General features: G+C 65.3%; 16 protein-coding genes. 2 read left to right on the top strand and 14 right to left on the bottom strand.

Annotated elements, in window-relative coordinates:
• Nucleotides 1-56 precede the first annotated feature (56 nt).
• The 4 genes from MMAR10_RS06050 to MMAR10_RS06035 form a co-directional block, all read right to left on the bottom strand.
• Complete coding sequence (locus MMAR10_RS06050; protein WP_041636838.1) at nucleotides 57-578, bottom strand: hypothetical protein; 522 nt, start codon at nucleotides 576-578, stop codon at nucleotides 57-59.
• A 93-nt stretch (nucleotides 579-671) separates the two neighbouring features.
• Nucleotides 672-2,732 (bottom strand): penicillin-binding protein 1C, encoded by a 2,061-nt coding sequence (gene pbpC / locus MMAR10_RS06045; protein WP_011643100.1) that lies wholly within the window; start codon nucleotides 2,730-2,732, stop codon nucleotides 672-674.
• Between the two features lie 2 nt (nucleotides 2,733-2,734).
• A complete protein-coding gene (locus MMAR10_RS06040; protein WP_011643099.1) occupies nucleotides 2,735-7,600 on the bottom strand; it encodes an alpha-2-macroglobulin family protein in 4,866 nt (1,621 codons plus the stop codon).
• A 128-nt stretch (nucleotides 7,601-7,728) separates the two neighbouring features.
• Entirely contained in the window at nucleotides 7,729-8,439 is a 711-nt protein-coding gene (locus MMAR10_RS06035) for a sulfite exporter TauE/SafE family protein (RefSeq protein ID WP_011643098.1), read from the bottom strand.
• 147 nt (nucleotides 8,440-8,586) lie between these two features.
• On the opposite strand from MMAR10_RS06035, the gene MMAR10_RS06030 reads away from it, so the two are divergent.
• Nucleotides 8,587-9,333, top strand: coding sequence for a DUF2189 domain-containing protein (locus MMAR10_RS06030; protein WP_011643097.1), 747 nt, complete (start codon nucleotides 8,587-8,589; stop codon nucleotides 9,331-9,333).
• A 1-nt stretch (nucleotide 9,334) separates the two neighbouring features.
• On the opposite strand, the gene ccoS is transcribed toward MMAR10_RS06030, so the two are convergent.
• From ccoS to ccoN, 8 genes are read right to left on the bottom strand one after another with little or no spacing between them, the layout of a single operon-like run.
• A complete protein-coding gene (ccoS, locus tag MMAR10_RS06025; RefSeq protein ID WP_011643096.1) occupies nucleotides 9,335-9,559 on the bottom strand; it encodes a cbb3-type cytochrome oxidase assembly protein CcoS in 225 nt (74 codons plus the stop codon).
• Complete coding sequence (locus tag MMAR10_RS06020; RefSeq protein ID WP_011643095.1) at nucleotides 9,559-11,745, bottom strand: heavy metal translocating P-type ATPase; 2,187 nt, start codon at nucleotides 11,743-11,745, stop codon at nucleotides 9,559-9,561. The genes ccoS and MMAR10_RS06020 overlap by 1 nt, the downstream gene beginning before the upstream one ends.
• Nucleotides 11,742-12,212 carry a FixH family protein gene (locus tag MMAR10_RS06015; RefSeq protein WP_011643094.1) on the bottom strand — a complete coding sequence of 157 codons (471 nt, stop codon included), beginning with the start codon at nucleotides 12,210-12,212 and terminating at the stop codon, nucleotides 11,742-11,744. Before MMAR10_RS06015 ends, MMAR10_RS06020 begins: the two co-directional genes overlap by 4 nt.
• 3 nt (nucleotides 12,213-12,215) lie before the next feature.
• Entirely contained in the window at nucleotides 12,216-13,697 is a 1,482-nt protein-coding gene (gene ccoG, locus MMAR10_RS06010; protein ID WP_011643093.1) for a cytochrome c oxidase accessory protein CcoG, read from the bottom strand.
• Between the two features lie 41 nt (nucleotides 13,698-13,738).
• Nucleotides 13,739-14,662: a cytochrome-c oxidase, cbb3-type subunit III gene (gene ccoP, locus MMAR10_RS06005; protein ID WP_011643092.1), complete on the bottom strand. Its 924-nt coding sequence runs from the start codon at nucleotides 14,660-14,662 to the stop codon at nucleotides 13,739-13,741.
• Nucleotides 14,649-14,846, bottom strand: coding sequence for a cbb3-type cytochrome c oxidase subunit 3 (locus MMAR10_RS06000; RefSeq protein WP_011643091.1), 198 nt, complete (start codon nucleotides 14,844-14,846; stop codon nucleotides 14,649-14,651). Before MMAR10_RS06000 ends, ccoP begins: the two co-directional genes overlap by 14 nt.
• A 4-nt stretch (nucleotides 14,847-14,850) precedes the next feature.
• Complete coding sequence (gene ccoO / locus MMAR10_RS05995; protein ID WP_011643090.1) at nucleotides 14,851-15,609, bottom strand: cytochrome-c oxidase, cbb3-type subunit II; 759 nt, start codon at nucleotides 15,607-15,609, stop codon at nucleotides 14,851-14,853.
• Between the two features lie 9 nt (nucleotides 15,610-15,618).
• On the bottom strand, nucleotides 15,619-17,271 hold the full coding sequence (ccoN, locus tag MMAR10_RS05990) for a cytochrome-c oxidase, cbb3-type subunit I (RefSeq protein ID WP_011643089.1): 1,653 nt from the start codon (nucleotides 17,269-17,271) through the stop codon (nucleotides 15,619-15,621).
• Nucleotides 17,272-17,474: 203 nt separating this feature from the next.
• Here ccoN and MMAR10_RS05985 point away from each other — a divergent pair, with 203 nt between their 5' ends.
• Complete coding sequence (locus MMAR10_RS05985) at nucleotides 17,475-18,548, top strand: DUF2855 family protein (protein WP_011643088.1); 1,074 nt, start codon at nucleotides 17,475-17,477, stop codon at nucleotides 18,546-18,548.
• 72 nt (nucleotides 18,549-18,620) lie between these two features.
• Here MMAR10_RS05985 and fsa read toward each other — a convergent pair whose 3' ends face one another.
• Both fsa and MMAR10_RS05975 read right to left on the bottom strand, forming a co-directional pair.
• On the bottom strand, nucleotides 18,621-19,274 hold the full coding sequence (fsa, locus tag MMAR10_RS05980; protein WP_011643087.1) for a fructose-6-phosphate aldolase: 654 nt from the start codon (nucleotides 19,272-19,274) through the stop codon (nucleotides 18,621-18,623).
• Between the two features lie 90 nt (nucleotides 19,275-19,364).
• A complete protein-coding gene (locus MMAR10_RS05975; RefSeq protein WP_011643086.1) occupies nucleotides 19,365-20,636 on the bottom strand; it encodes a threonine ammonia-lyase in 1,272 nt (423 codons plus the stop codon).
• Nucleotides 20,637-20,914: the final 278 nt, after the last annotated feature.

The raw sequence follows: 20,914 nt of genomic DNA, 5'->3' as shown, positions 1-20,914 counted from the left end.
ATCTCCCCGTGATACACGCACAGGGTCCCGCGCCGACGCCGGTCTGGCAAGACGCCTCAGGCGGAATTGACACACAGCGGACGAAGGCCGACGAGGCTCGCCTGTCCGGGACCGGTCGCGGCACGGTCAAAATAGAGCTGCACGCCCTGGACCGTCCAACCGCGCTGGCACCACACGGTGCGGTATTCGGTGACACAGTCGCCGGCTTCCGCCGTCACCGCCTCATCGGCAAAGGTGTAGAGTCGTACCGCGCCGACCCGTTCGGCGTCGGTGAAACAGGCCGCAATGCCATTGACCCGCTCGCCAGCGCGCAGCGTGGCGCTTCCCGCGCCCTCCAGTTGCCGGCGCGTCATCCGCCGGGTGCAAAACTGGGCGGTCCGGGGTGACGCCCCGCGGAAAAAGGCTCGCACCTGACAGGGTCGGTCGCGACGCACGCCAATCTGCAGGCCGTAAAAATCATGCCCTGAAACGGCGATCAGGCTGGTGTGGAAATCAGTGGTCTCGCCGACCACCATTTCCTCACTCTCCCCGATCATGCTGAACGTCACCAGCATCGCCATGACAAAGGTCGTCAACATGGACATATCGCCTCCTGCTGCGGGCAGACTAGGCAATCAGGGAGAATTTGTCCGCACACTCATCAATCACAAGCGCGTGCGCTCGATCGCGGGTCACTCGGCGCGAACCGCGCTGCCTCTGACGCGGACCGACGCGCGCGCTTCGCGCCCGGTCTCGTCGATCGCGCTGACCGAATAGAAGCCCGGGCCGGTTGGCGTCCACAGCGCTTCGCCCAGCGCGTTTTGCGGCACGCGCTGACCGTCCGCATACCAGCGCAGCGGACCAGCCGCTTGCGCCGACAGGATAAAGCCCCGCCCGGCCCGGTCGGACCAGATCTCGGCCCCATCCGGAGGGAACAGGATGTGCGGCGCCGGATCCTGCTGGAAAGCCGTCAACGTCTCGGGAAGCGCATCCGGCAGCGCCGGATCCGGTGTCCCGGTCATGGCACTGCCCGGCTCGACCTGGCTGATCCCGTCGGCGATACGGAACAGCAGCGGCAGCGCCGCCTCCCGCCCGGTCACGCCGTCGCGCGGTGCGCCATCGGCCCGGCCTGTCCAGACGACGATCGTGTAGCGCCCGGCGATACCGGCAGCCCAAGCATCGCGAAAACCATAGGACGTCCCCGTCTTGAACGCGATATCGGGTGCGCCGCGCGCCAGCAGGGCCGGTACCCGACCACCCGGATGCGGAGCGCGGCGCAGCACGGCCATGATCTCGTCCGCCGATTCCGCGGACAGCAGGCGGAAGCCGCCGGGCGCGACACCTGTGTCCAACTCATCCTCATACCAGGCCAGTGGCCTCGCCTCGCCGCCATCACCCAGCGCGGCGTAGAGCACACCGACCTGCCGCAGCGTCAGTCCCGCACCGCCCAGTGCCACAGCCAGTCCACTGTCCTGACCGGCCTGACGCGGTCGCAGGGGACGCGCCCCGGCAAAGCCGAGCGCCGCGTTGAACCGGCGCGCGCCGACACCGTCCAGCGTCGTCACGGCGGGAATATTGAGCGAGTGCTGCAGCGCTTCGGCAATGGTCACATCGCCGCGGAAGCGTCGGTCGAAATTATCCGGTTGATAGCCGGAATAGCGCCGCGGCAGGTCAGCGATGCGCGTGCCCGGCGCCGCCAGCCCGTCATCGAAGGCCATGCCGTAGATGAAGGGTTTCAGGGTCGAACCCGGCGAGCGCGCCCGGTCGGTCAGATCGATCCAGCCGCCCGGCCTGGCGCGGCTGGCCGAGCCGGCCATGGCCCGCACGGCGCGGCTTTGCGTATCGATCACCATGGCCGCGAACTGAACATCCGGCCCGGTCTCCGGCAGCTCGCTCTCCAGCCGGTCCTGGAGCATGCGCTGGAGCGCCCGGTCCAGCGTGCTGACATGGTCATGACGGTCCGGTCGGGCCCGGCGCAGATCGTCGGCCGCATGCCAGGCATCGGAGGGGAAGGCGCGGCGGCGCGGGGCCGGATCACCGAGCGCATCGGCGGCGGAGGTGTCGCGGGCCAGGCCAACAGCCGCCAGACGCTCCAGCACCCGGCTGCGGGCCAGCACTGCCTGCCCGGGCCGCCGGTCCGGACGCCGGGCCTCGGGCGATTGTGGCAAGGCGATCAGCATCGCGATCTGGTCGATGGTCAGATCATCCGGCTCCCGCCCGAAATAGGCCCAGCTCGCCGCCCGCACACCCTCCAGATTACCGCCATAGGGAGCCAGGGTAAGATAGAGCTCCAGGATTTCGCGCTTGGTCAGGCGCAATTCCAACTGGAGCGCCCGCGCCATCTGGATCAGCTTGGCCCCGAAGGTCCGCTCGCGCGGCTCGATCAGCCGGGCCAGCTGCATGGTGATGGTCGATCCGCCCGAGACAATACGTCCGGCCGCCAGGCTGTCGCGGGAGGCGCGCATCAGGGCTGGCAGGTCGACGCCCCAATGCCCGAAAAAGCGCTCGTCCTCATAGGCGAGCAGGGCGGCCAGGAAATCCGGATCGAGCGTGTCGATATCGGCGGCCAGACGCCAGCGCCCCTCCTCTACCGGGAAAGCCCGCAAAACCGCTCCATTGCGATCACGGACCACCGCCGACACCGACCCGGCGTCCGGCAGGGGCGGTGGCAACAGCCGGTCGAGGGCGAGCAGGCCCACAAGCCCCGACAGGGTGGCCAGTATGATCCAGTATGCCCGCCCCAGACCAAACATGATCAGTCGCGCGGCGCGATCACCACCCGGCGGGTTTGCGATCGGGCATAGACATCACTGCGATACATGTCCTCGACCACGGCGCCCGGCAGGGTGTATTCACCGGGCGTCACGGCACGGACGATATAGGCCAGCCGGCGCGGTCGGCGCTGGGTCAGGTCCAGGGCGGCGGCATACCGGTCATCCCGGGTTTCACTCATCGATGGCGAGACGATCTGGCCGAGCCAGGCATAGGCTCCGCGCGGCGCGCCCTCGGCCGAACTGATCTCGGCCTCGATCTCGAAGCCCGGCGGCAGAAGGTCGGTCAGAATGGCCGGGATCAGGCGTTGTTCGTGCGGAGACACGGTAATGTCGATGACAAGCCGGTCGCCCTGCACCAGCGCTTCCAGATCAACTGCCCGGCCATCAAGGCCGAGCACACGTTTCTGCACGGACAGGCCTTCGGCTGCGGCGTCCGGTGCCAGGCGGGTCTCGCCATGGGCCAGCTGGGTCACCCAGACCGGTCCCTCGCCTGCTGCGGTGAAGGTCAGCTCGCTATCCAGCATGTCCGGCTGCACGGTGAAGACGGGACGCTCACCGTTCGTCGGGGCGAACGGCGCCTCAATCACAACGCTATCCGCGCCGCCCGACAAGCCTTGCGCCGCCATCAGGAGGAAAGCCTTTTCCTGCGTGGTCAGACGGGCCGGTTCGGGCAGATCGGTCACGACCTGTTCGGCGAGGCGGGCGACGCGTTCGGCATCGCCGGCCTCGGCGGCATAGGCGACCACGCCGGCCAGGTCACGACGGGCCGACTGATACCAGTCGCCCGGATTCTCATAACCGATCAGGGCCTCGGCGGCGTCGAAGGCACTGAGCGACCGGGCCCGGTCGCCGATCAGATGAAGCGCCGCGCCCAATTGCGCCAGGGCGAGCGGGCTGTCGATCTCGCCGAGACGTTCATCATGCATGTAGCGCAGGCGCGAGCGGTCGACCCGGCCGGCCCGGGCCAGCACGTAAAGCGCATAGGCCGCACTGCGGTCAGACAGGCGCTCGGCGGTGTCGGTCTGGCCGCGCCAGGAATAGATGGTGGTGGTGTAGCCGCTGACCCGCCAGCTCTCCTGCGCGGCAACATGCTCCAAACCCGAATAGGCGCGGTCCAGCGCTGCCTGCGGCACGGTGTAGCCGGCCGCCTTGGCCCGTTCGAGGAAATCGACGGCATAGGCCCCGATCCACGGACGGCTGCCGCGGTCGCCGATGCGCCACAGGCCGATCGTGCCATCATTGGCCTGTCGGTTGAGCAGGGTCGAGATGGCATCCTGGATAATCACCCGCGTGTCGTCGACACCGTCAATGCCGGCGGCCTGGGCCAGCGGGTCGGCCATCAGAAGCGGCATGGCGCGACTGGTGATCTGTTCGGTGCAGCCATAGGGATAGCGCGACAGGGAGCGCAGCAGCGCATCCTCGTCCAGCGGTGTCGGCGAGAAGCTCAGCGTGACATCCGACCCGCCGGGCAGATAGGCCGCAAGTGCGTCCGAGCCCAGCGACCAGCTTTCACCCGGCAGCAGCCGACCACGGGTGACGGTGGAAGATGGCAGCCAGGCCGAGCGGACCTCGATCGGATAGCTGCGAGACACGGCGAAATCAGCCGGTCCGCCAACATCAAGCGCCACAGAGCCCAGGCCGGCATCGGCGCCTTCCAGCGCATAGCGACGGTCGGCGCGCTGGCCCTGGTCGAGCGGGATGGTGTCAGATGCGGCACCGGACACGGCACCATCGGCTGTCATGGTGGTCAGATAGTCGCCGGGAGCACCGTCGACATTGTCGATGGTCAGCGTCGCCGTCGAGACGTCACCAGGCGCCAGGAAGCGGGGCAGGATGAGTTCGGCGGGCACATCATCGCGCACCGTCAGCGGTTGGGAGAGACCGCCCACCCCGCTTTCACTCCAGGCCACGGCCATCAGGCGCAGCTCGCCATTGAAGTCGGGAATCTCCAGCGCGACGGTGGCGCGGCCATTGCGACCGACCGACACCGGACCACTGAACAGGGCCACCGTGCGGGTCGGCACCACGGTCAGGCCGGCGCCGCCGATCTGGTCACCACCGGAACGGACAGCTGCAGCGGCGCCCTGGTTGGGATCGAGCAGGCGACCGTAATCATCATAAAGATCCACATCGAGCGAGGACTGACCGAAGAACCAGCTGACCGGGTCGGGCGAGGCAAAACGGGTCAGGGCCAGAATGCCCTCATCCACAGCCGCGACGGTCAGCCAGGCGCCCTCACGCACCGGCCCGTCCAGGGTCACGCCCAATTCCAGCGTCTGGCGCGGATGGACACGTTCAGGCGCGTCCATCGTCAGCTCAAATGTCCTCTGCCCCATATCGACCGGCAGGTAGGCCACACCCACCGCCCGTCGCGGGGCTGGCTGGTCGACCGGATGGCGCGGCGTGAACAGGGACACCATGGCATAGGCGCCGGCGCCCCATTCCTCGGTGACACGGAAGGACAATTCGGCGCCGCTTTCCGGAATGGTGACCGAGCGCGTCTCGATCACATGATCGCTGGCGATCACGATTTCGGCCTCGCCGGCATAGGGCGGCAGCAGGCTGAGCGTCATTTCGCCACCAACCGGCGTTGGCGTGTCCGGTGTCGACAGGGCGACACGGTCAGGCGCTTCGCTGCCCGCTTCTGCCGTCGCACCCCAGCCGACCCAGAAATCGGTCGAGGCGCTCTGGCCACTGCTCGCCCCGGTGACGACAAGCCGGTAGCTGCCCCAGTCGAGAGCCCGGATATCGATGGATGTCGGACCATCGCCAACACTCGACGCAACACCCTGTTCGACCAGAACGATATTGCGGGTGCGGCGCCACTGCCAGCGACCACTGCCCACGCGATACCAGTCATATTCCCAGTCCACGCGCACCAATTGCCATTCCAGCGGCGTGGCGACGAGGTCACCTGCGGGGTCCAGAGCCACGACATCGATCGCGGTTTCACGATTGCGCTGGGCGCGCCCGTCAAATTGCGGGCGCAAGCCGAGATAGAGATCGGCCGGGCGGTAGGGAATGCGCAGATCGTCGGCGACCGGCCTGCCACCGGGCTCAATGGCCGAGATCACAGCGCGCACACGCAAGGGCTGGGTGGCATCGCGGCCGGCCTCGCCCAGATCGATCGACTGGACCGCGCGGCCGGCGCCATCGGCGACGGTATCGGCGAGATCACTGGTGAACTCACGGAAGGGTTCATCGCCGCGCCCGAAACGGAAATCGGCAAAATCGGCGAAGGGAGCCGGATCGACCTCGACACGGACCCGTCCCTCGACCACCAGACCGGCGCCAGGTGCGCCATAGAGGAAGCGCACATTGGCTTCAATATCGCGGACTTCGCCGGCACCGATGGCCATCGCGTCATCGCCGGACAGGGTCAGACCGACGCGTTGCGGCACGAAGTCCTCGACCGAGAAGCGGACCTGGCCGACGCGGCCATAGCCATCCATCTCGGCGACAATTCGCCACTCGCCGCGTGCCGCTGTGCGCGGCACATCCCAGGCCCAGCTGACACCGCCCGCATCAGGAGCAGCGGGGAAACGCACATTGGCCGCCTCGATACCGTTGGGACCATAGACAGTCAGATCGACAGGACGGTCGGTGACGGCGAATGCCTCGGCATCGCGCAGCAGGGCTGATACATGCACGGTTTCGCCGGGACGATAGATGCCACGGTCGAGATAGACGAGACCATCGGCCCCGTCCGGGCGCTGGCGCCCCGTTGTGTCCAGTCCGGACAGGTCAACCGGATTGCGCTGAAAGTCGAGCACGGCGAAGTCATTGTCAGGGCCGTAGGCTGTCAGCAAGCGCGGCGCCATGGCGCCCTCGCCGCGGGTCAGCGGGCCCTCAAAGCGCGCCCGGCCACTGGCATCGGTCGTCACCCCGGCCAGCACTTCATTGGAGCGGGCGATCAGTTCGACCCGCACACCGGAGACAGGCTGGGCGGTCTGCAGCGAACGGACAACGAAATCGACGCCGTCATTGCCGCGATAGGCCGTCAGGGCCAGATCGGTGATCACCAGCCAGCGATTGGCGCGAGCCGGCGTGCGGTAGTCATCATCAGCCTCGGCGGCATCGACCACGGTGATGTGATAGGCACCCGGTGTCAGTGTGCCGATGGCCTCGGCGACCGGGAAGACGGTCGTCACCGGCGTGTTCAGCAGGCCGGCCGTGTCCATCTCACCGCGCCAGATGATCTCGCCGACCGCGTCGGGGTTTTCCTCTTCGCCGGACCAGTAATAGTCCCCCGAGGCAATATTGGCGCCGGAGGTGATGGACCGGAAAGCCAGGGCCCGGTCATTGATGCGGCGAAGGGTGACCGCGACGCTGTCGACATTGACGGTCTCGATCGCCAGGCCGTCGGCATCGAGGCGCGGCAGGATGACCCCGTCGCCGGCAATACCGACATAGGCGGGCCGGTCACCGAAATCGACCTCGACGGTCTCATCGACCAGCAGGCCATCGCCATTGGCGGCCGGGAGACCGGCACGCAGCGTCAGCGACTGACCCTCGCCAAAGCCCAGTCCACCGACACACAGGCTCTGCCCGCTGGCATCCAGGGCGATGGGGCGCTCAGGAGTGACAGCGACATAGGACGCGTAATCAGCCTGCGGATCGAGCGGGTGGGTAAAGCCAAGGCACAGGCGGGGCGCGTCGTCATCGACATCGATGGAATAGCGCAGAAAGGCGAACTGGCTGGGCGTGCTTTCTTCGGCGCGGGGGGCGCCGGCTTCACGGGCGTCCAGCTGCGGGCCGGTCTCGGTCTCCTGGGAGCCACCGGAACAGGCCGCAACAGTCAGGGCCAATGCCCCCACAAGCCAGTTTGCATACCGAGTCGCCATCATGCCTCTCCCCTGAATGAAGCACTGGCGAGCTTAGGGCATGCTATTGCGAAACGCACCTACAAACAGGTTGAAACATTGATGTTTTCGAGAGGCTGCCCGCTTGGTGGGCAAGGGCATGGCGCGACGGGTCAGTCGAGCGGGATGCCGCACAGCGCTGCCAGCGCCCGCCATGGAATGGCCGCCGAGGCGAAGCCGATCATGACAATCACCGCACCGACGAAATAGCGGGTGCCCGGCCGGCGGGCGAGTGCGAGAAATTGCGTCAGGCCGAGCGCCGCAGCGGTCACGGCTGGCAAGGTGCCCAGCCCGAAGCCCAGCATGACCAGTCCTCCGGAAACGGCGCTGCCGGACAACAGGGCATAAAGGAGCGCCGCATAGACCATGCCGCAGGGCAACAGCCCCCAAACCAGACCCGCCAGCACCGGGCTTGCCGCGTGGAATGCGCCACCCAGCCGCGCGCCCATGAAGCGGTGCACGCCCTGACCGAGGCGGTCCAGTCCGGACAGGGCAGGCGCCCAACCCATGACCGAAAAACCGATATAGACCAGCACGAGGGCGCCGGCCCAGCGCATGACATGATGGGCCTCGGCCCGGTCAAAGCCGAAATAGAGACCGGTCCCGATCGCGGCCAGAGCGGCGCCGGCCAGCGTATAGGCGATGATCCGGCCGAGCTGGGCGAACAGCAAGACACGCACCCGGTCGGCCCTCGACCCATTTGGCGAAAGCGACAGGGTCAAACTGGACGCGATGCCACCGCACATGCCGACGCAGTGCAGGCTGGACGCCAGGCCGGCCGCAAATCCGCCCGCCAGGCTGAGTTCACCCAGCATTGCTGTCATCGCTCGGTTACTCCCCTGGCCACGCGACTTTCCTTGTCCGGTACGGCCCCTGTTGATGCATGACAGCGGGAAAGCCATAAAAAAAGTACGGCGTATTGCCGCAAGGGCCGATACAGCTTAGTGATTGGGCATCAAGGGGAGCTCAAGATGATGAAATTGCAGCATGTCAGACGCGATGCTCCGTGGAAATGGTTGCAAGCTGGCTGGCAGGATTTCATCAAGGCGCCCCGGGTCTGCCTGACCTATGGCGCCATTTTCGTCCTCATCGGGCTGACGGTCAGCGTTGGTCTGACCAGTATCGGACTGGCCTCCGCCATCCCCGTTGCGCTTAGCGGGTTTGCCCTTGTCGGCCCGGCCTTCGCAATCGGTATCTACCAGGTCAGCCGGGCGATTGAACGCGGCGAAACCCCGCGCTTCCGCGTCATCATCTCGCGCATGCCCGACCGTTTGTCCCAGATCGGCTTTCTCAGCCTGCTGCTCCTGCTCTTGCTGCTTTTGTGGGTGCGGATCGCGCAATTCCTGCTGGTCCTCATTGCGCCCTTCAGCCCGCTTGATCCCGGGCCATTCCTCAATTTCCTGCTGAGCGATGGTGCCGGCCTCACCCTGTTGGCGATCGGAACTCTGATCGGCGGCATTCTGGCGACCCTGGCCTTTTCGATCTCCGTCCTCGCCTTCCCCATGCTGGTCGATCGCGATGTCGACGCTGTCACCGCACTGGTCACCAGCCTGCGGGCTGTCGCTGCCCAACCCTTTGTGCTGCTGACCTGGGCCTGGTTGATCGCCTTCGCCATCGGCGCCGGGATCGCCGCCTTCGGCGTCGGCCTGGCCATCACCTTCCCGTGGATCGCGCTAGCCTCCTGGCATGCCTATCGGGACTTCCTGCCGGCCGAATAGCTCAGGCATCGCGGCGCGCATCGCCGTCGATCTGACCATCATCCTGCGCACCCTCGCCGGTTTCAGAATCGCGCGACGGCAACGGCGCATCATCGTCCATCAGCATCCGCTGGGCGGCGCCGTCCATATCCTCATACTGGCCCGAGCGGAGACTCCACAGGAAACCGGCAAGGCCCAGGGCGCCCATCGCAATGGCCACCGGGATCATCCAGATCAGAACCGACATCAGCGCGTTCTCCGCGCCAGCCGGAGCGCATTCAGCGTGACCAGGACCGAGGACGCCGACATGGCGATGGCGGCAATCAGCGGCGTCACCAGTCCGGCGACGGCCATCGGTACCGCAATCGCATTATAGGCGGCCGCCAGACCGAAATTCTCCAATACACGCCGCCGCGCCGACCGCGATACATCCAGCGTGACCAGGCAGGCCGCCAGCTTGTCGCCCTGCAACACGAAATCGGCGGCGGCCTGGGAAATCTCAGCGGCAGAGGCGAGCGAGACAGAGACATGGGCCGCCGCCAGGGCCGGCGCGTCATTGATCCCGTCGCCGATCATCGCCACGACCCGTCCCTGTGCTTTCAAGGCTTCAAGCCGGTCAATCTTGTCGCGTGGCTGAAGGCCTGCGTGCCAATCGTCAATGCCAAGCTCCATTGCCACCGCATTGACCGGACCGGGCCGGTCACCGGACAGCAGGGTCACGCCGCAGCCCCGCGCCTTCAGGCCCGCGATCACAGCCTTGGCATCCGGGCGCAGACTGTCCTCGAAACAAAAGCGGACCGGCCTGTCCGTTCCGACCTGCAGCCAGGCTTCCGTATGCGGGTCGGAATGGGCGTCAATTCCCATCCAGTTCGCTGCGCCAAAGCGGACCAGCATGCCGTCCTGTTCGGCTTCCAGACCGCCTCCCGGCACTTCGCGGACCCCGGCCGCGGCCTCGCCCATGCCGGCGGCATCAGCAATGGCGCGCGAGAGCGGATGACGACTGGTACGGGCCAGGCGTGCGGCCTGCTCCAGCATGCCGTCCGGCAACGCGTCCTGATTGATCAGGCGCGGGCGTCCCTCGGTCAGGGTGCCGGTCTTGTCGAACACCACGGTATCAATGCCTGCGAAACGCTCCAGCGCATCGCCGGATTTCACCAGCACGCCCTCACGGTAGAGCCGCCCCGACGCCACGACCTGAACGGCCGGCACCGCCAGCCCCAGCGCGCAGGGACAGGTGATGATAAGCACCGCAATGGCGTTGATGATGGCCGGACGCGCCTCGCCACCGATCACCAGCCAGCCGATCAGCGTCAGCGCCGCCAACCCGTGCACGACCGGTACATAGAGCCGCGCCGCCTGGTCGGCCAGACGGACATAGCGCGAGCGCGCCTGCTCACCGGCTTCCACGAGCCGGGTGATCTCGGCCAGCAGCGAATGGTCGCGATCACTGCGCGCTTCGAGCACCAGCTTGCCGTCGAGATTGAGCATGCCGGAAAAAACGTCGAGCCCCGGCTTGGCAATGACGGGCGCTGTTTCACCGGTCACGAGCGAGCCGTCCAGCGCGCCCTCGCCCTCACAAATGGTCGCATCGACCGGGACGCGGTCACCGGCAGCGAGGACCAGCCGGTCGCCCGCCTTCACATCGCGCGCCGGGATGGCGCGGACGCGGCCATCGGCTTCCAGACGATTGGCGGTGGCGGCCTGCATCGCCGCGAGTCCTCGGGCGGCCTCGCCGGCGCGGGCGCGCAGGCGCATATCGAGAAAGCGGCCAATAAGCAGGAAGAAGAGCAGCATGACAGCTGCGTCGTAATAGGTCTGTCCGTGACCGATAAAGGTTTCCCAGACCGACAGGCCGCAGGCCAGCAGGACCGCCAGCGAAATCGGTACATCCATGTTGACGTGACCGCTGCGCAGGGCGGTCACGGCAGAACGGAAGAAGGGCTGGCCAGCGTACGCCGCGACCGGCAGGGCAATCAGGGCGGAGCCGCGATGCATCAACGCCTGCAGGCTGGCGCTCATCTCCTCGCCGCCGGCCCAGACCGAAATCGAGAGTAACATGACATTGGCCATGCCGAAGCCGGCCACCGCGAGCGCATAGAGGAGTTTGCGCTCATCTTCCTTTTGCGGATCGGCCTCGCTCTCCGGTTCATAGGGCGTCGCCGGATAGCCCAGCCGGCCCAATGTATCGACATAGTCGCGCGCAAGGTCTGCAGATCCGGTCCAGCGCAGGTTCAGCCGGCCGGTCGACAAGTTCAGACGAGCCTGGGTGACACGGGCATCCGCCTTCAGCCCGCCTTCGATACGGGCGATACAGCCGGCACAGGTGGCACCGCGGACCAGCAGATCGAGACTGGCCTCGCCATCGCTTTCCCGCACGAAGGCCTGCGGGTCGGCATGTCCGGCCATCGCCGCCCCGGCGACAGCCGCCGTCATGGCAGCCTCAAAGCGTGCATCATCTCGAACGGCGGGCCGTCCACCGTATGCACACGCAAACGCCAATCACCGGCCTCGCCGCAAGGCAGCGTCGAGCGATAGACACCCGGCCGGGCCTCGGTGAAAGCGAGGTCACAGTCAGCGCCCGTATCCGCGGGGTGGATCAGCTGGCCGGCCAGCTGGAGGCCGGCGACAGCCGCCCCGTCCGCATCATCAATGGCGAGGACGAGATCGCCATCAACCTGGTTGACCCGCGCCGACCAGCCCAGGGCGGCCTGGGCGTTGCGGCGGTCCAGCGTGTCATTGTAATTGAGGCCCTGCACGTAGGAGCGCGGCACGTCTTCGCCGGGATGACTGGACAGGGCAAGCGTCACGAAGGTCGCGTTGACGCCGATCGTGACGCCGAAAAACATCAGGATCAGGATCAGGACGTGCCAGCCGCGCAGCGGGTTGAACGGGTTTCGCATGGCTCAATCAGCTCCGGTGATCAGGACGGATCGGGTGGTCGCGGTCTCGCCGGTCGACGGATCGGTGACCCGGAACTGGAAGTCCTCGCGTGGACCGTCGATCGCCTCGCCTGGCAGGGTCAGATAGATGACAAAGTCCTGTGTCGTGTCGGCGCCGACCTCCAACCGTCCGGGCGCATCCGCCGGAGCGCCCAGAACGCGGGTCTGGAAAGCGGTATCGCCGTCGATGGCGAGCTGAAGCACGCGCGGCGTTGTCGCCTTGTTGATGACGGTCAGCGAATACCCGTTCCGTACCGAACCGTCTGACAGCCGCACATAATTCGGATTGCGGTCGCGCTGCGAATTCAGGTCGAGCTCGGTGCGCATGACCAGCCCGGCCAGCATCACCGCGCACACGATCGCCAGTGACACCGCATAGACCATCGTCCGGGCCCGAAGAAAACGGTAGCGCGGTTTCTCACCCGCCACGAAACGGTCGACATTGTCATCGGTCTCATAGGTGATCAGACCCGTCGGACGGTCGACCTTGGCCATGATGTCGTCGCAGGCATCGATGCACAGGGCGCACTGGATGCATTCCAGCTGGGCGCCGTCGCGGATATCGATCCCCATCGGGCAGACCGCCACGCACTGCTTGCAGTCGATGCAATCGCCGCGATTGTCCCAGCTTTCATTCTTCTTGTGAGCGCCGCGCGGTTCACCACGATCGACGCGATAGGTGACGTTCAGCGCTTCGCGATCCGTCATGGCGGCCTGGATGCGTGGCCAGGGGCACATATAGGTGCAGACCTGCTCACGCATGGTTCCGGCGAGGGCATAGGTGGTGAAGGTCAGCACACCGGCAAACACATAGGAGGACGGCGCCGCCGTACCGGCGAAGAAATTCGCCAGCGTGTCCCAGGCATCGTGGAAATAGAGGATCCAGGCACCGCCGGTCCCGAAGGCGATCAACAGCCAGACCGCGTGCTTGCCGACCTTGCGCAGCGCCTTGTCAGTCGTCCACCCGGCCCGGTCCAGCTTGATGCGGGCATTGCGATCGCCCTCGAACAGGCGCTCGACCATGATGAAGAGATCGGTCCAGACCGTTTGCGGGCAGGCATAGCCACACCAGACCCGCCCGAACAGCGCGCTGGCGAGGAAGAGGCCCAGCGCGGCGATGATCAGCAGCCCGGTGACGTAATAGATTTCCTGCGGCCAGATCTCGATGAAGAAGAAGTAGAAGCGACGGCCGGCAAAATCGATCAGCACGGCCTGGTCCGGCGCGCCCTCACCCCGGTCCCAGCGCAGGAAGGGGACCAGATAGTAAATCCCCAGCGTGACCGCCATCACCACCCATTTGGCAAAACGGAACTTGCCGTGCGCCAGCTTGGGATAGATCGGCTCGCGCTTCTTGTAGAGCTCGCGCGTCTCGGCCGCGTTGACGGCCTCGGCCTGCGACCGGGGAATGCCGGCCGCGGCCTGTTGCTGGGCAGTTGGCTGGGTCATGACGGCTTCATACAGGAGCCGGACAGCCGCTCACATGCGACCTACTGCCCGGTGGGGCGCTCTGACGCACCCTCCCCGCCTCCCAAGAGGAACACATAAGCGGCCATGGCATCGAGTGTTGCCTCGTCGAGCCGACCTTCCCAGGCCGGCATGACGCCATAGGGCCCGCGATGGATGCTGGCGATGACCTGGTCGCGACTGCCGCCATAGAGCCAGTCCCGGTCGGTCAGATCAGGCGCACCCTGGACCCGGTCGCCAACACCGCCCGGCATGTGGCAGCTGGCGCACTGGGCGTCGTAGATCACAGCGCCGCGGGCGATGGCCGCGCTGTCGGCCTCGACACCGGACAGCGACAGGACGTAATCGGCCGTGTCGGCGATCTCGCTGCGCGTCAGCAATTCATCCCGCCCGAAAGCCGGCATCTGCGAGAAACGCGTGTCGGGATGCTCCGCCCGGATGCCAACGGCGAGAGTGGTGCGGATATCGTCATACGAGCCGCCCCACAGCCAGACATCATCATTCAGGTTGGGATATCCGACAAAACCCTGGGCACCCGTTCCGTGGCAGGTCGCGCAGTTATCGCCGAATACGGCCTCACCGGCCGCAAAGACGAAGCCGAGCAGGTCCGGATCATTCTCGATCTCGGTGATCGACGCGCCTTCCAGCGCCGCGAACCCGTCAGCGCGTTCTGCCGCCAGCGCATCAAGGGCCAGCGCGACATTTGCCCGCTCGGAATGGTTGCGCAGGCCACGTGTGTGGTCGGTCTCGCCGGCCAGTCCCGGCAGCGCCGGCCAGGCCGGCATCAGGACCCAATAAACCACCGACCAGACGATCGAGGCGTAGAAGATATAGAGCCACCAACGCGGCAATGGCGTGTCGAGCTCCTTGATGCCATCCCATTCGTGGCCGGTTGTTGCGGTTCCGGAATGCGCGTCGGTTTCGCGTGTCTCGTCATGCTCGGACATGGGTCTCGTCCTCGGTCTCGCCGGCCGGAGCCGGAGCGTCGTTTTCAACAAGTGGGGCGCTGGCCGCAGCATCGAACCGGGCCTGGTTGCGTGGCCAGAGCGCGTAAACGAGCGCTGTGCCGAACAGGACGACAAAGACCAGCAGGCCCCAGGTCTGCGCGAAGGTGGAGAGGAGTTCGTACATCGCCCTACCTCAGATTTTCATCGGCTTCGGCTTCATAGGTGGAGAAATCCACCATCGTGCCGAGCACCTGCAGATAGGCGATCAGCGCATCGAGCTCGGTCACCTGGTCCGGATTGCCATCGAATTCCCGCATCACGGCACCAGGATAGCGCGCCTGGAAGCCGTCATAATCATCGGCGAACGGATCCAGCTGGGTCTCGATGTCCGACACGGCCGATGCGAGCATCGTGTCGTCATAGGGCACACCCACCGTGCGCAGGGCGCGGAGATTGGCCTCGACATTGTCGAAGGCGAGCTCGGACGTCTCCAGGAAGCCATAGGCCGGCATGATCGACTCCGGCACCACCGATTGCGGCCGCCGCATGTGATCGCGATGCCATTCGTCGGAATACTTGCCACCGACGCGGGCGAGGTCCGGACCGGTCCGCTTCGAGCCCCACTGGAAGGGGTGGTCATACATGCTCTCGGCCGCCAGCGAGTAGTGGCCATAGCGTTCGACCTCGTCGCGCAGCGGGCGAACCATTTGCGAGTGGCAGTTATAGCAACCCTCGCGAATATAGATGTCGCGTCCCAGCTGCTCGAGCGGCGTGTAGGGCCGCATGCCGTCAACCTCCTCGATCGTCGAGTCGAGGTAGAAGAGCGGTGCGATCTCGACAATGCCGCCGATCGAGACGGTCACGAGAACCCCGACCGTGAGGATGAGCGAGTTCTTTTCGAAGAGCGATTTGTGGAGATCGCTCCAGAGAGATTTTTTCCCTGACATGAGGACCTCCTATTGCGCCGGCTGGAGTGAGGGTTGATCGACAACATCTTCATCGACCTCGGTCACATCGCCCTTGATGGTGCGATAGACATTGTAGGCCATGATGAGGGCACCAGCGAGGTAGAGCAGCCCGCCGACAGCCCGGATGATGTAGGAGATATGCATCTCTTCGACGGTCTCGACGAAGGAGTATTCCAGGAAGCCGAGGCTGTCATAGGCCCGCCACATCAGGCCCTGCATGATACCGGCCGCCCACATCGAGGTGATGTAGAGAAGGATGCCGATCGTCGCGACCCAGAAGTGCCAGTCGATGAGGGCCTTGGAGAACATGCCCTTGCGCTTCCACAACCAGGGAACCAGGCAGTAGATGGCACCGAAGGAGACGAAGCCGACCCAGCCAAGCGCCCCCGAATGCACATGGCCGACAGTCCAGTCGGTATAATGCGACAGGGCGTTGACGGCGCGGATCGACATCACCGGACCTTCAAAGGTCGACATGCCATAGAAGGCAACGGACATCACCAGCATGCGGACCACCGGGTCGGTGCGCAGCTTGTCCCAGGCGCCCGACAGCGTCATCAGACCGTTGATCATTCCGCCCCAGGACGGCATCCACAGCATGATCGAGAAGGTCATGCCCAGCGTCTGCGCCCATTCCGGCAGGGCCGTATAATGCAGGTGGTGCGGTCCGGCCCAGATATAGATGAAGATCAGCGACCAGAAGTGGATGATCGACAGGCGATAGGAATAGACCGGCCGGTTCACCCGCTTGGGGATGAAGTAGTACATGATCCCGAGGAAGCCGGCGGTCAGGAAGAAGCCGACCGCATTATGGCCGTACCACCACTGGATCAGGGCATCCTGCACGCCGGAGAAGGCAGAGTAGGAGCGCGAGCCAAGCCAGGAGACCGGCATGGACAGGTTGTTGATCACGTGCAGGACGGCAATCGTGACGATGAAGGCCAGGTAGAACCAGTTGGCCACATAGATATGCGGCTCCTTGCGCTTCCACAGCGTGCCCAGGAAGACCAGCAGATAGACCACCCAGACCAGTGTCAGCCAGAGATCAGCATACCATTCCGGCTCGGCGTATTCCTTGCCCTGGGTGATCCCGACGACATAGCCCGAGGCGGCCATCAGGATGAAGAACTGATAGCCCCAGAACACGAACCACGGCCAGATGCCGCCAGCGATCCGGGTCCGGCAGGTCCGCTGGACGACATAGAAGGACGTCGCGATCAGTACATTGCCGCCGAAGGCAAAGATCACGGCCGAGGTGTGCAGCGGACGCAGACGTCCGAAATTGGTGAAACCGAATTCCTCGATATTGAGGACCGGGAAGGCCAGCTGGAAGGCAATGACAACGCCGACCAGCAATCCCACCACGCCCCAGAACATGGAGGCGATCACGCCGGCCTTGATCAGGTTCTCGTTATACTCGCGCTCATCGGTGATCACCCCACCGCCGGCGATCGAGCCAACCAGCAGGAAAATACCGGTCAGGAAACCGCCGAGCAGGAGCCAGGCCTGCCCTTTCATCGCGGCGTCCGGAGCATAGGCGGCAGCAAAGAGCGACCACAGGGCGCCCAATACGGTGATGAGGAGTACGATGGCTGTGTTCGGGTCGGATCCGGCCCGTCGTAGCCCTTGAGCGGAAATCATGTGTGCCCCCGGCGATTCGCGTTATTGTCCGGGTGTAGCGCACTTCACCACAAAATGTGTATGGCAATTTGTCACGGGCGGTTTTCACTGCAGTTTCAGCCTCGCCCATCCCATCCCTGAAGCTTGCGCGCTTGATCCGCAGCAGGATCCCGTGAACTGTCCTGGCATCAGGTCGCAAAGACGACCGTCAACGGGAGAGATCGATGAACTGGGCCCTGTCCATAGACCGCAAAAACATTACTGACGTCCGGATCGCCGAGGCGACGACGCGACCGCTCGCCGAGGGCGAAGCCCGCCTGTCGGTCGACAGTTTTGCGCTGACCGCCAACAACATCACCTATGCGGCCTTTGGCGATGCGATGCGCTATTGGGATTTTTTCCCCGGCGATGACGGTCGCTGCCGTCTGCCGGTATGGGGTTTCGCCGAGATCGCTGAAAGCCGGGTCGACGGCCTCACCGTCGGCGAGCGGATCTACGGCTATTTCCCGGCCGCATCAGAACTGATTGTCAGTCCCGGCAAGGTGACGCCGGCCGGTTTCGTCGACACGTCCGAACACCGCGCCGAGCTGGCCCCCGCCTACAATAATTATGTCCGCTGCGCCGCCGATCCCGGCTGGTCATCAAGGGGCGAGGCCGCGCAAATGGTGTTGCAGCCGCTCTTCATCACCGCCTGGTTGCTCGACTTCTTCCTGCGCGACCCGGACAACGGCCTGACCGAGGCACCGGTCCTCTTGACCAGCGCCTCCAGCAAGACCGCCATCGCCCTCGCCTTTGCGCTCAAGGCTGGCGGCGGCCGCCAGGCGATCGGCCTGACGTCGAAGGGCAATGCAGACTTCGTGTCGGGCCTGGGCCTCTATGACTCAGTTGCGACATATGACGCGCTCGATGCGCTGGCCCCCTCCGCGCCGGCGGTGATCGTCGACTTCGCCGGAGACGCCGACCTCAACCGCAAGCTCCATGAAGGCCTTGCCGGCCAGCTCGCCGCCAATATCCGGGTCGGCGGCGCCCATTGGGAGCAATCCGCGCCACCGCGCGACCTGCCCCCGCCCAAACCACAATTCTTCTTCGCTCCGGACGCTGCGCGCACCCTCATCAAGCAATGGGGACCGGAAGCGTTCGATCAGAGATACAAGGCCGCCTGGCGCAAGTTTGCCGACGCCGCACCGGATTATTTCGACTTCCGCAGTGAAGCAGGAAGCGACGGCGCCCTCGCCACTTACCGTGCCTTGCTGGACGGCAAGGCCAGGCCGCGGGACGGATTCAGCATCAAGGTCTGATCGGGTGGGGCAAGAAGGGGCCTGGCCGTAACCCGATACGGCGGCCCCTTCGCCCTGTCCCCGACAGCCCCGCTAGAGAATGCTCTGACCCGTCTTCTGCCAGTCGGCCATGAAGGCTTCCAGGCCCTTGTCGGTCAGCTGGTGCTTGACCAGGCCTTTCAGGACTGAGGGCGGGGCGGTGGCGACGTCGGCGCCCAGCAGGGCACATTGCTGGATGTGGTCGGCCGAACGGATCGAAGCGGCCAGGATCTGGGTGTCGAAGGCGTAATTGTCGAAGATCATCCGCAGATTGGCGATCAGCTCCATGCCGTCAACGCCAAGATCATCGAGCCGGCCGATGAAGGGCGAGACATAGGTCGCTCCGGCCTTGGCAGCGAGCAGGCCCTGATTGGCGGAAAAGCACAGCGTCACATTGGTCTGGATATTCTCGGCCGTCAGCGCCTGGCAGGCTTTGAGACCTTCAAAGGTCAGCGGCAGCTTGACCACGACATTGTCGGCCAGCAGGGCCAGCTTCTTGCCTTCGGCGATCATGGCCGGCGCTTCGAGCGCAGTGACTTCGGCGCTGACCGGTCCCTCGACCAGATCACAGATTTCCTTGACCACTTCGAGGAAGTTACGGCCTGATTTGGCGATCAGGGACGGGTTGGTGGTGACACCATCGACCAGACCGGCTTCAGCCAGCTCGGCGATCTCTGCGGTTTCGGCCGTGTCGACAAAGAATTTCATGATGCGCTCCTCGCGGTCGGTCAGTGTATTTCGCTGCCGTTACCGGTAACGGCCGGATGTGACATTTCAAAGCCCGATGGGCAGATCAACTCAGTAGCCCGCCAGTTCGACCCGGAAGCCGGCCGCCTGCAGGGCCGCCTGGATCCGGTCCATATGGGCGCCATCCTGCGCCTCCAGCGAGATATCGATATAGGTCACCTTGGCTGGCAGGTCCGAGAATGTCTTGTGATAGGCGACATCGGTGACATTGCCACCGGCCTCGGAGATGATCTCCGACACGCTCGACAACTGCCCGGGAATATCGACCAGCTCGATGCGGAAGCGGGCTAGCCGGCGCGATCGGGCCAGGTCGCGCAGCAGGAGCGATGACAAGAGCCTTGTATCGACATTGCCGCCGGACAGGACGAGGCCGACCTTCTTGCCGGCAAAGCGTTGCTTGTGGGCGAGGACGGCAGCAAGCCCGACAGCGCCCGCCCCTTCCGGCAGGACCCGCATCTGCGCGATGAAGAGATTGAGCGCGTGCTCGATCTGGCGCTCGTCCACCAGCAGGACATCATCGAGCAGGGTCTTCAATATCGCGCTGGTCAGATCACCGGGCTGACGCACGGCAATGCCTTCAGCGAGGGTGAAACCACCGACCGGCCGGTCGGCGTCGTGAAAGAGATTGGCAAAGGCCGGGAAAAGGTCGGACTGCACACCCACCAGTTCGATGTCCGGCTTGATCCGCCGCGCCGCCAGCCCGGCGCCCGCCGCCAGCCCGCCGCCGCCGACCGGGAAGACCAGCACGTCGAGGTCGGGCTGGTCCTCCAGCATTTCCATCGCCACCGTTCCCTGCCCGGCCAGCACGACAGGGTCATCGAAGGGGTGGATGAAGACGGCACCGCTGGTCTCGGCTGCGGCGACAGCAAGCGCCTTGGCCGCATCAAAATCATCGCCGGCCAACTCGACCTCAGCGCCCAGGGCGCGGGTCGCATTGACCTTCACGGTCGGCGTTCCCACCGGCATGTAGATCCGGGCCGCTATACCCATCGCCCCGGCGCTGCGTGCCACACCCTGGGCATGATTGCCCGCCGACGCCGCGACAACGCCCCTGCGGCGCTCATCCGCACTGAGGGCGGCCATGCGGGCAAACGCGCCGCGCTCCTTGAACGAGCCGGTGACCTGAAGGTTTTCCAGCTTGACCCACAGGTCGCATCCCGCGCTCGCCGACAGGACCGGCGATGCGACCATCGGGGCACGCAGAATGCCGCCAAACCCGTCCCGCCGCAGCGTGTCGACATGGTCGAACGCAGCAGACAGCGCGGTGGCTTCTTGCGGTGGGCAGTCTGGCAAAGGGGCTGTCGAACGGGCAGTTAGCGACATGGGCGGTCTCCGGAATGCCGCGCAGAAAAAACCCCACTCCTGTGGCCAGGAGCGGGGTGAAACTGCACGAAACCTAAGTCAAAGGGGTCAGGTCGTGGCTGTCATCGCTCCTGTAGGCGCCATGACGGTGGTAATCGAAATGATGGGAAGACGGCGCACGGCAGGGATCGGCGCGCACTTGCGTGCCACCCCGGTCATCTGCACGTTTTTGCCTGCCAGTAGACGCATGGCGCCTTTCTCCAACAAAATTTCACCGCAAGCATGCCCGCGCCCGCAAG

It is taken from the genome of Maricaulis maris MCS10 (assembly GCF_000014745.1).
Taxonomy (GTDB): Bacteria; Pseudomonadota; Alphaproteobacteria; order Caulobacterales; family Maricaulaceae; genus Maricaulis; species Maricaulis maris_A.
This window is presented reverse-complemented; position numbering and strand designations above follow the sequence as displayed.